Below are 8,812 nucleotides of genomic sequence, written 5' to 3' on the forward strand. Positions count from 1 at the left end.
GACCGGGTGGGTGGCGGGATCGTGGAGTGCGGGCTCCGGCCGGCGCAATGGGTGCCATACGCGGTCGTGGAGGACGTCGGAGCGGCAACGGAGCGGGCTGGGCGACTCGGGGCATCGGTTCTCCTCGAGCCCCGCGAAGGTTCGCAGGGATGGCGGAGCGTCGTGGCGTCTCCCGTATCTGGAGCAATAGCGCTATGGGAGTTGAAGACTGGATGCTTGTGACCGCCACGGAGCAGGAACTCATCCACGCGGCTGGCGCCGGCGACGAGGACGCCTTCGCCCGGCTGGTGTCGACTCACCGGGCCGACTTGCACGCCCACTGCTACCGGATGCTCGGTTCGACGACCGACGCGGAGGACGCTTTGCAGGAAGCGCTGGTGAACGCGTGGCGCGGCATCTCCCGCTTTGAGGGCCGCAGCTCGCTGCGGACCTGGCTCTACCGCATCGCCACCAACACCTGCCTCAAAGCCGTCCAGCGCCGGCCGATGCGGTTGCTGCCGATCGACTACGGCCCGGCCGGCACCGATCCTCACAGTGATCTCGGAACGCCGCTGGCCGAAACGGTATGGATCGAGCCTTACCCCACGGTGGAAGCAACCTACGAAGCGCGGGAGGACATCGAGCTGGCGTTTGTTGCCGCCTTGCAGCATCTTCCGGCGACTCAACGCGCCGTGCTGATCCTCCGGGACGTGCTCGGGTTCTCGGGTGATGAGACCGCGGACGTGCTGGGCCTGACCGCGACGGCGGTGTACAGCTCGTTGCAGCGGGCGCACAAGACCGTCGCGTCGAAACGACCCTCAGTGAGCCAGCAGGCAACGCTGCGGTCCGTCGGCGACCGGCAGGTTGCGTCGATCGCCGCTCGATATGTCGACGCCTGGGAACGCGGCGACGTCGACGCGATCGTCGCCATGCTGACCGAGGACGCCGCGTTGACGATGCCCCCCTACGCGATGTGGTTCCGGGGCGCAGCGGCGATCGGCGAGTTCTTCGCGAGCAGCCCGCTATCCGCGGTGATGCGAGGCCGTTGGCGCCTCTTGCCTACTCGTGCCAATGGACAGCTGGCGTTTGCCAGCTACTTGTGGGACGAGAAGTACGAGACGTGCGTGGCACACGGTCTCAACATCGTCACGCTGCGCGGATCGCTAATTGCCGAAGTGACCGCATTTCTCACCGACGCTTCCTTTTTCCAGTTGGGGCTTCCGACTCAACTCGACCGGTGAAATCAATCGCTGCCGTCTCGCGCCGCACGGTCGACGCTGCAGAGGAAATTCGGTACAACTCGTTTCTGTGTAACCAGCGCGACCTGAACCGGGCCGATTGTCCCGCAGAATCCATTTGTCACGGAAAACCCACGACCGAGCCCGCCGGGCCCGTCGACCGCCGACGCTAAAACAGCCCGGCGTACCGCTGCAGATACAGCGGCCACCCCTGGTCCCCGTCCACGCCTTCCCGGACACCCTGCCAGCCCTCGCCGTGGCGATCAAGGTTTCGGTGCTCGAGCTCCACACTGGTGCGCTGTGGGGATTCGCTCGTGAACCGGACCTCGACTTCGCTGGTCTTGGCGGGGTCGGATTCGATCTGCCAGTACGGGTTGATGTCCCAACTGAACACCACCCGATGCGGGGGTTCGTAGGCCAAGACGCGCGCCCAGCGGCATTCGCTTCCGTCGACACCCCGGTCATAGAGGTAACCGCCCACTCGAGGTTCGAAGACGGTCTCTGCGATCTCCACCCCGAGCAGGTTGTGTTCGGGGGGTTTAAACCGACCGAAGTCCTCGGTGAAGATCTTGAACGCTTCCTCGATCGGCGCGTTGACCTCGACAGAGTGGCGCACCGTTGTCGCCGCGGGCTGTTGGCTCATCGTTCCTCCTGCCTTCTTTCTTCGACGGTCGCTTCGTAGGCGGCCAGCGCCTTGCTCCAGAACCGGTCGAGCTGGTCGCGCAGTTCGGCCAGCGCATCCGGGTCGACTCGGTAGATGCGGCGGTTGCCGACCGGCTCGTCGAACACCAACCCGGCGTCTTTGAGGACGCGCAGGTGCTGCGAGACGGCCGGCCGGCTCACCGGGAGCTCCCTTGCCAGATCGACCACCGCACTGGGTCGGTCGGCCAGGCGTTCCAGTATGGCGAGCCGGGTGGGATCGCCCAGAGCCAGCAACGCCGCACCTCGGTAAGCCATGACTGACCGTCAGTCTACACTTACCAACCGGGACGTCATTCCCATCGAGTCGAAAACACGGAGAAATCCGTTGTCACAGAAAAGGGACCGCTTCGCTGACAGTCGCGGCACGGGCCGCGTCAGCGGGGTCCCTGCGCGTCGTCGACCCGGATGACCGCGCCGCTGACGAACTCGGACTCCTTGGCCACCAGGTACAGCAGGGTGCTGTCGAGCTGGGCCGGGTCGCCCATCCGCCCGCGAGGCCCCACTTGCTCGGGCCTGAAACCGACTCGTTCCATCATTCCGTCCATCATCTCGGAGGAAAAAGACCCCGGGACGATGCAGTTCACGTTGATCCAATACTTCGCCCACTCCGCGGAGAGGGCCTCGGTCATCCTGATGACGCCGGCCTTCGTTACCGAATACAGGGCCGCCGCGCCGCCGCTGTAGGTCAAAGCCCCGAGCGAGGAGATGTTCACGATCCGCCCTGGCTTCTTCGCCTTGATCAGTCGGCGGGCCACCTCGCAGGACAGCAACCATGGGCCGCGAAGGTTGGTGTCGATCACCCGGTCGACCAGGTCGAGCGGCATGCGGGTGGCGTACTGGGCGTCGGGAATGCCGGCGTTGTTGACGAGGATGTCGACCGTGCCCAGCTCGTCCTCGGCGCGCTGCACGGCCGATGTGATCGCATCCGCGTCGGTGACGTCCAGCCCGACAGCAATCGGACGTCCACCTCGGCCCTCGATCTCCTTGACGAGCTCCTCGAGGCGGTCGGTCCTTCGTGCGCACGCTGCCACCGACGCCCCGGCGGCGGCGAGCGTGACGGCAAAACGACGCCCCAGCCCCGAACTCGCACCAGTCACCAGCGCCACCCGGCCGGTCAGGTCGTGGCCGGCGTACGGGATCGGGAAAGTGTTGTCAGCCATGGTGGCGAGAACCATAGGTGGGCCGCACTGCTTCCGGGATTCTTATGAGGCGACATTGCCATTTTGAATGCCAATGTGGGTTCTGGGTCGGCCGGAAGTCACAAGCTTGTCGGGGTTACTCGAATCGTCAGAGCAACTGCACGTCAAGAGCCGCAACGACGCTGGGGTCGGTGACGATCTCGATTTCGGTGACAGTGTCGCCGACGACCCGGAAGGCGAATATGGCCCGCGGCCGCCCGCCCGGCGCCCACACCGCTCCGGGCGAGCCCTCGATTAGAGCCAGCTGCGCAGCCTGCGCGCGCCCGACCAGTGCGTCCGCCACGGCGCGGCTGCCACGTACTTCGGGTGCGAGGAGGGGAGCTCCCTTTTCGCGGTTTGCCGTCGCTGCTTTCACGGCCGCGCGATCGGCCCGGAGGACGGCGTCCGGATCGAGCAGGGTGACCAGGGCTTCGAAATCCCCGCGACGGGACGCGGCCAGGAAGGCCTCGACCACCTCCTGCTGGCGGCGGCGGTCACCCGGGTTCACCTCGTCGGTCCCCTGGATCCGCCGGCGGGCCCGGCTGGCCAGCTGCCGCGCCGCGGCCGGAGATCGGTCGACGATCGGTGCTATTTCCTCGAACGGGACTGCGAACAGGTCGTGCAACACGAACGCGAGGCGCTCCGACGGGCCGAGGGTCTCGAGCACGAGGAGCAAAGCCGGGCCCATCGCGTCGGCGAGGACCGCCTCGTCTTCTGGACCGGCCCCGTCAGGCTCGGGCTGGTCGCTCTCTGTCAGGGGTTGTTCGCCGTGGGTCCGCCGGGAGCGGAGCACCCCGAGGCACACCCGGGAGAGGACCGTGGTGAGCCACCCGCCGAGGTTGTCGATGCTCTGCGCGTCCGAACGGTTGAGCCGGATCCACGTCTCCTGCACCGCGTCCTCCGCCTCGGTGATCGATCCGAGCATGCGGTAGGCGACGGATTGGAGTCTCGAGCGGTCGGCTTCGAACTGGGCGGCGAGGTTCTCGTCCATCACATCCACAATGATGCGCGAGGAGCCCGGGATGTGACACAAGCCGGCGGACCAGCCCGGCCGTGCTGTCACATATCGACGCAGCGACGCGTCAGAGAGGGCATGACAGCAAGAATCGACAACCCAGCCAACCTGCTCCCCGACTCGATGAAGGGGATCCAATCGATCATCAAGGCGGCCTACAGCGCGGGAGTGCCTCGCTCCACGATGGAACTCGCCCATCTACGGGCCAGCCAGATCAACGGCTGCAGCCCCTGCGTCTACAGCGGCTCGATCAGCGCCAAGAAGGCCGGCGAGAGCGACGAGCGGATTTTCGCGGTGGCCGCGTGGCGCGAGACCGCCCTCTTCACCGACGAGGAGAGGGCGGCGCTGGCCCTGGCCGAGTCGATGACTCGCATCGCCGACCGCGATGAAGCCGTGCCCGACAGCGTGTGGGACGAGGCGGCCAAGCACTTCGACGAGAAGCAGCTCGCCGGGCTGGTCCTGTGGATCGCCACCACCAATCTGTTCAATCGGATCAACGGCGCCACCAAGCAGCCCGCGGGTGTGGTCTGGTAACGGTCGCGTCCGTTGCCTCTACCCGATACCTCTATCCGAAAGGGAAACACAACTCATGAAGACGATGACATGCAAGGACCTGGGTGGGCCGTGTGACCTCGCTCATCGTGGAAGCACCGCCGACGAGATCATCAAGGCACAGGACAAGCACCTGAAGGAGATGGTCGCAGGCGGCGACCAGACCCACGCAAGCGCGCACAACGAGATGAAGGGAAGGTGGCGCCATCCCATCTCGGGCATGGGCTGGTACAGGGCTACCAAGCGGGAGTTCGCCGCCCGTCCCGATCACAGGACGGGCGTGGACGCTGCCGCGGACTGAGAAGAACAGTTCCGACGTTCAAGCCGGCACGTTCCCGGGATTGATGGTCGATGTGAAGAACCGCTCTTACGACGCGTTCGGCGGTGGGGGAGCGTTCGGGCCGAGGAGCCCTGCCTGGCGGTCTCGTTCGGTCTTGGCCTGATGGTCGGTGTAGCAACGGGGCTTCAGGTTCTTGTAGCTGGTGGGGCCGCCGTTGGCGACCGGGTCGACGTGGTCGAGTTGCAGCCGGTGACGGTCCCCGCAGTCGGCGCATTTCTTGCCGGTGAAGTCGGGCGGGTCGCCCAGGTCCAGGGCGGCTCGCAGGGCTACAGGGATGTGCCGCCCCAGCCGGGCGAACTTGCCGATCTCGAAGCCGTCGTGAACCGCGACGTTCAGGAAGGCGTCCTCGGAAAGCTCCTTGGCCAGGTCGACCGGTATCGGACCGCATCGAGGATGTGACAGGGCTCGCCTTCGTGCGCGTGACCTCGGCGCCAGGCTCGTAGGTCGCACACGATGGTCAGGTCGGTCTGTCCGGGGCGAGGCTTTGAGCCGTCGGCCCCTCCAACGAGTAGCGCAAAGGCATCAGCTGCATAAGCGTCCCAGGCTTCGACCTCGCCGCCGGCCTCCTGGGCCGCTCTCATCAACCGGTCGGCCTCACGCTCGAGGCGGGTCAGGAACGGCACACCGGTCTCCGGAGCCAGCACGCCCGTGAAGGCGATCATGCCGAAGTCGTTGCGCCACGCCCGGCACGTCCGGGCCTTGACCTGCCGCTGGTGCAGCTCTTCGGGCTTGATCGCCTCGAGACGGACGTCGCGGGCCTTCTCCTTGAGCCGGCGGAGGTCACCCTCCCTGGCAAGGTCCAACAGCTCCCTCTCTGAGCCGGGGACCTCGCCGGCGGTGTCGAGAATCTCGCCCGCCTGGTCCATCGACACCTCGCCGGCGAGCAGCGCGTCACGGGTGTCGGGATGATCGCCGAGCTTGCCGGCGTTGGTGAGGGACTTGCGAGCTTGGCCGGGGGTGGTGCCGGTCTGCTTGGCCAGCCAATCGGCGGCGTCGTTGAAACCGCGAGCCTGATGCGCCTTGCACTCCGATGCGCGCAGCGCCGCCAAGCGTCCGGCTCCTGCGCATACTTTCTCCGTCTTTGTCAGCTCCTCGGCGATCCGCGCGCAGTCGTCACCCGAGAACACGCCGGGATCAAACCCGCACAGCGCTTCTCGCAATGCCGCCGCAGCCGCGACGATCGAGCTCGACAAAGCAACCTCCCGCAAACGAACCAATCAGAGAGGAAACCGTCAGCCCGGTCTCGAGGCGTGTACCACCTTACGGACGGGGTGTGACAACAACGGATCGCGTCTCGCGGTTCCGAACCCGTCCCATCCCTTCTGTAGGTTCCGCGGCTGGCTCGTTCGCCGGCCCAAACGGCGCTCCGCAAGCGGCACGAATACAAGGAGTTGCCATGACAGAGGGTCCCTGGATAGCGCACGAGGATATCGACCGGCCTTTTGATGGCTGGACCTGGATCGACGATTGCCCCACTTGTACGCTTGCATTGAAGCGGGAGGTCGCTCAACGCCCGCGCCTTGTGCTGTGCCTGAAGACGTGCGGCGATCGCGTCTACGTGACGGCTGAATTGCTCAATGAGGTCGTATCGGCTGAAGAAACCTTCGAGAGCCTTTGTTACCTCGCCGACGATTGGGTTCGGGAGGTCTTCGTGGTTGACGATGCGGCTCTTTCTTCAACGATGTGCTGGCGGTCGCTCACAAGAGATGAAGAGCTCTCTGGACCACCACCGGAGGGCCGAGTTCCGGACAGGGTTCGAGCAAGGATCGGCGGCCAGAACCTCACTGCTGCACCATTGCGCTTAGAAGAACCCTTCTGATCTGCTCTTCGTAGAGCGCGCGGCGATGCTGGGACATGATCTCGCGCAGCGAAGGATCCCAGGGGGTGTCGGGCGGGACGGACGTGCATCAGGTCACTTCGAGACACCTGATCACGTCGAAACGACTGTTACCGGATTGCTGGTCTGATCCGCTAGAGAGCGAAGGTCGGCTGGGTCGCTCGTGACCACGAAGGCGCCGCCGACGTCGTCGGCGACAGCCACAACTATGGCGTCGACGGCGGACGGGGTTCGGCGGCTTCGCGAACCGGCTCTCAGTTTCGCACCCGACCGTGTCAGCAGCTCGTCCACTGTCCTGATGTCACAGGTCCGCAGTAGCCGGTTCTCGAAGTAGTCGCGGCGGTGATCGCCTGTCAGAGCCTCGGTCAGGATTATGACCGGGACTACTGCGGGCCACTCTCCGCGGCGCCTGAGCTCTTCGAGTCGGGCCCTGTTGTGCGCCAGGCTCGTCAGGCCGTGCGAGTCGAGGACGACCGTCACGCCGAATGTCGGCGGCCGGACCGGCCGAAGGCCTTGTCGGCCCATGCCCCGGCTTCAGCGCGCTCACTCTCGCTGATTGGTCCCAGCTCCGCATCCAGCTCGGCGAGGTAGGAGTCGAGTTCTGCGATCTTGGCCAAACGGCCCAACTCCGCTGCTACGGCGCGCTGGGCGAGCTGGGAGACGTTGAGCCCGCTCTCTCGGGCTTGATCGTAGAGTTCGTCGGGCATCGTGATGTTCACCCTCGCCATGCGCATAGTATACACACTGGGACTACGGGATAGCTCCAGAATCCTTGAGCTCAATAATCGTGGGCCAGTCATAGCCCAGTTCCAGCAGAACCTCCTCGGTGTGCTGTGAGAACTCGGGCGGCATGGAACGCGGCGCCCAAGGAGTGCCGCTGAAATCCACCGGAGTGGCGAGCATCGTCACCGGATCTTCGCCTTCAGCGGTCGGGACCTCGACGAACGCACCAGCGGCGCGCGCCTGGGGATCCTCGACAGTCTCGTGGGCATGCTGCACCGGAGCCCACCAGACATCCTCGGCGTCGAAGATCTCCCCCCACTCGTCGCGGCTGCGCGAGGAGAAGATCTCGGTGAGCTCGTTCACCAGCTCGGCGCTGTGCTTCCAACGCGACTCGATCGAGACGAAGCGGGGGTCCTCGCGCCACTCCGGACGGTCGACGGCCCGGATCAGGTCGGGCCAGTGGCGGTCGCCCTGCAGACCCAGTAGCCAGAACCGGCGGCCGTCCCGAGCGCCATACGCATTGATGAGCGGATTCGGCGGGCCTTTGACGGTCATCGGCACAGTCGGTATGCCGAGACGCAGAGCCATGCTCACATCCCATCCCACCATGTACATGCCGATCCGCAGCAACGAAACCGACACAAGCTGACCCTCACCTGTCCGCTCGCGGGCGAACAGAGCGGCAGAAACCGCCCCGGCGGTGGCCATGCCCGCCATGTGGTCGCCCATGCCGCCGCGCTGGTACGGCAGATCAGCGCCTTCAGGAGTGAGGGCGGCGGCGACCCCGGCTCGCGACCAGAACGCCCCGACGTCGTATGCCGCACGGTCTTTCTCCTCGCCCTCCGGGCCGTAGCCGCTGACCATGGCGTAAACCAGGCGTGGGTTTCGTTTTGAAAGCGTTGAGTAGTCGAGCCCGGCCCGCTCAAGGGCCGCGCCGCGGACGTTGGTCACGAAAACGTCCGCCCCGTCGACCAGCTCACCCGCCAGCCGGCGGCCGTCCCCTTTGGAAAGGTTGAGGGCGATGCTGCGCTTGTTGCGGTTGTCGAGCTCGAAAGGAGGGCTCGTGTCTCCCGCTCCCAGAGCCGACAGAAGGCCGCGGAAAGGGTCACCCTCAGGAGGTTCGATCTTCACGACATCGGCGCCCCAGTCCCCGAGGATGGCCACCGCCGCAGGGCCCGCCACCCACATCCCAAGCTCGACGACTCGAATCCCTTCCATCGGTCCGGGCATCGTCCGGAATAGTAAGGC

14 protein-coding genes are annotated in these 8,812 nt (G+C 65.8%); 6 read left to right on the forward strand and 8 right to left on the reverse strand.

All coding sequences use genetic code 11. The features are described from left to right. Both VFZ97_20225 and VFZ97_20230 read left to right on the forward strand, forming a co-directional pair. Positions 1-222: hypothetical protein (locus VFZ97_20225; protein HEX6395764.1), on the forward strand; the 222-nt coding region annotated here is incomplete at its 5' end. Further along, positions 219-1,220 (forward strand): sigma-70 family RNA polymerase sigma factor, encoded by a 1,002-nt coding sequence (locus VFZ97_20230; protein ID HEX6395765.1) that lies wholly within the window; start codon positions 219-221, stop codon positions 1,218-1,220. The genes VFZ97_20225 and VFZ97_20230, both read left to right, overlap by 4 nt. Positions 1,221-1,386: 166 nt before the next feature. Here the strand turns inward: VFZ97_20230 and VFZ97_20235 are convergent, their stop codons facing one another. The 4 genes from VFZ97_20235 to VFZ97_20250 all read right to left on the reverse strand — a co-directional run bounded on the left by VFZ97_20235 (position 1,387) and on the right by VFZ97_20250 (position 4,088). Continuing rightward, complete coding sequence (locus VFZ97_20235) at positions 1,387-1,860, reverse strand: SRPBCC family protein (GenBank protein ID HEX6395766.1); 474 nt, start codon at positions 1,858-1,860, stop codon at positions 1,387-1,389. Further along, positions 1,857-2,174 (reverse strand): metalloregulator ArsR/SmtB family transcription factor, encoded by a 318-nt coding sequence (locus VFZ97_20240; protein ID HEX6395767.1) that lies wholly within the window; start codon positions 2,172-2,174, stop codon positions 1,857-1,859. The genes VFZ97_20235 and VFZ97_20240 overlap by 4 nt, the downstream gene beginning before the upstream one ends. Positions 2,175-2,293: 119 nt before the next feature. Continuing rightward, on the reverse strand, positions 2,294-3,079 hold the full coding sequence (locus VFZ97_20245; protein HEX6395768.1) for an SDR family NAD(P)-dependent oxidoreductase: 786 nt from the start codon (positions 3,077-3,079) through the stop codon (positions 2,294-2,296). A gap of 127 nt (positions 3,080-3,206) precedes the next feature. Next, a complete protein-coding gene (locus tag VFZ97_20250) occupies positions 3,207-4,088 on the reverse strand; it encodes a sigma-70 family RNA polymerase sigma factor (GenBank protein HEX6395769.1) in 882 nt (293 codons plus the stop codon). 102 nt (positions 4,089-4,190) lie between these two features. Between VFZ97_20250 and VFZ97_20255 the strand changes: the two genes are divergently transcribed. The 3 genes from VFZ97_20255 to VFZ97_20265 all read left to right on the forward strand — a co-directional run bounded on the left by VFZ97_20255 (position 4,191) and on the right by VFZ97_20265 (position 5,403). Next, positions 4,191-4,646, forward strand: a complete 456-nt coding sequence (locus tag VFZ97_20255) for a carboxymuconolactone decarboxylase family protein (protein ID HEX6395770.1) — start codon at positions 4,191-4,193, stop codon at positions 4,644-4,646. 55 nt (positions 4,647-4,701) lie between these two features. Continuing rightward, entirely contained in the window at positions 4,702-4,965 is a 264-nt protein-coding gene (locus tag VFZ97_20260) for a DUF1059 domain-containing protein (GenBank protein HEX6395771.1), read from the forward strand. A gap of 141 nt (positions 4,966-5,106) precedes the next feature. Continuing rightward, positions 5,107-5,403: a hypothetical protein gene (locus tag VFZ97_20265; protein HEX6395772.1), complete on the forward strand. Its 297-nt coding sequence runs from the start codon at positions 5,107-5,109 to the stop codon at positions 5,401-5,403. On the opposite strand, the gene VFZ97_20270 is transcribed toward VFZ97_20265, so the two are convergent. Further along, positions 5,337-6,221, reverse strand: a complete 885-nt coding sequence (locus VFZ97_20270) for a DUF222 domain-containing protein (GenBank protein ID HEX6395773.1) — start codon at positions 6,219-6,221, stop codon at positions 5,337-5,339. The two genes, VFZ97_20265 and VFZ97_20270, sit on opposite strands and share 67 nt — an antisense overlap. A 179-nt stretch (positions 6,222-6,400) precedes the next feature. On the opposite strand from VFZ97_20270, the gene VFZ97_20275 reads away from it, so the two are divergent. Beyond that, the gene (locus VFZ97_20275; protein HEX6395774.1) at positions 6,401-6,823 is read left to right on the forward strand and encodes a hypothetical protein; all 423 of its coding nucleotides are present in this window, start codon (positions 6,401-6,403) and stop codon (positions 6,821-6,823) included. 111 nt (positions 6,824-6,934) lie between these two features. On the opposite strand, the gene VFZ97_20280 is transcribed toward VFZ97_20275, so the two are convergent. The 3 genes from VFZ97_20280 to VFZ97_20290 form a co-directional block, all read right to left on the reverse strand. Continuing rightward, the gene (locus VFZ97_20280) at positions 6,935-7,321 is read right to left on the reverse strand and encodes a hypothetical protein (GenBank protein ID HEX6395775.1); all 387 of its coding nucleotides are present in this window, start codon (positions 7,319-7,321) and stop codon (positions 6,935-6,937) included. After that, complete coding sequence (locus VFZ97_20285) at positions 7,318-7,569, reverse strand: type II toxin-antitoxin system CcdA family antitoxin (GenBank protein ID HEX6395776.1); 252 nt, start codon at positions 7,567-7,569, stop codon at positions 7,318-7,320. Before VFZ97_20285 ends, VFZ97_20280 begins: the two co-directional genes overlap by 4 nt. Before the next feature lie 22 nt (positions 7,570-7,591). Further along, the coding region (locus VFZ97_20290) for a CoA transferase (protein HEX6395777.1) at positions 7,592-8,812 on the reverse strand (1,221 nt) is incomplete at its 5' end.

Source organism: Acidimicrobiales bacterium, assembly GCA_036378675.1.
Classification (GTDB): Bacteria; Actinomycetota; Acidimicrobiia; order Acidimicrobiales; family Palsa-688; genus DASUWA01.

Coding starts and splice junctions, on each gene's coding strand:
- VFZ97_20235 (HEX6395766.1), bottom strand. CDS start 1,860: ATGAGCCAACAGCCCGCGGCGACAACGGTGCGCCACTCTGTCGAGGTC.
- VFZ97_20240 (HEX6395767.1), bottom strand. CDS start 2,174: ATGGCTTACCGAGGTGCGGCGTTGCTGGCTCTGGGCGATCCCACCCGG.
- VFZ97_20245 (HEX6395768.1), bottom strand. CDS start 3,079: ATGGCTGACAACACTTTCCCGATCCCGTACGCCGGCCACGACCTGACC.
- VFZ97_20250 (HEX6395769.1), bottom strand. CDS start 4,088: ATGGACGAGAACCTCGCCGCCCAGTTCGAAGCCGACCGCTCGAGACTC.
- VFZ97_20255 (HEX6395770.1), top strand. CDS start 4,191: ATGACAGCAAGAATCGACAACCCAGCCAACCTGCTCCCCGACTCGATG.
- VFZ97_20260 (HEX6395771.1), top strand. CDS start 4,702: ATGAAGACGATGACATGCAAGGACCTGGGTGGGCCGTGTGACCTCGCT.
- VFZ97_20265 (HEX6395772.1), top strand. CDS start 5,107: ATGGTCGGTGTAGCAACGGGGCTTCAGGTTCTTGTAGCTGGTGGGGCC.
- VFZ97_20275 (HEX6395774.1), top strand. CDS start 6,401: ATGACAGAGGGTCCCTGGATAGCGCACGAGGATATCGACCGGCCTTTT.
- VFZ97_20285 (HEX6395776.1), bottom strand. CDS start 7,569: ATGGCGAGGGTGAACATCACGATGCCCGACGAACTCTACGATCAAGCC.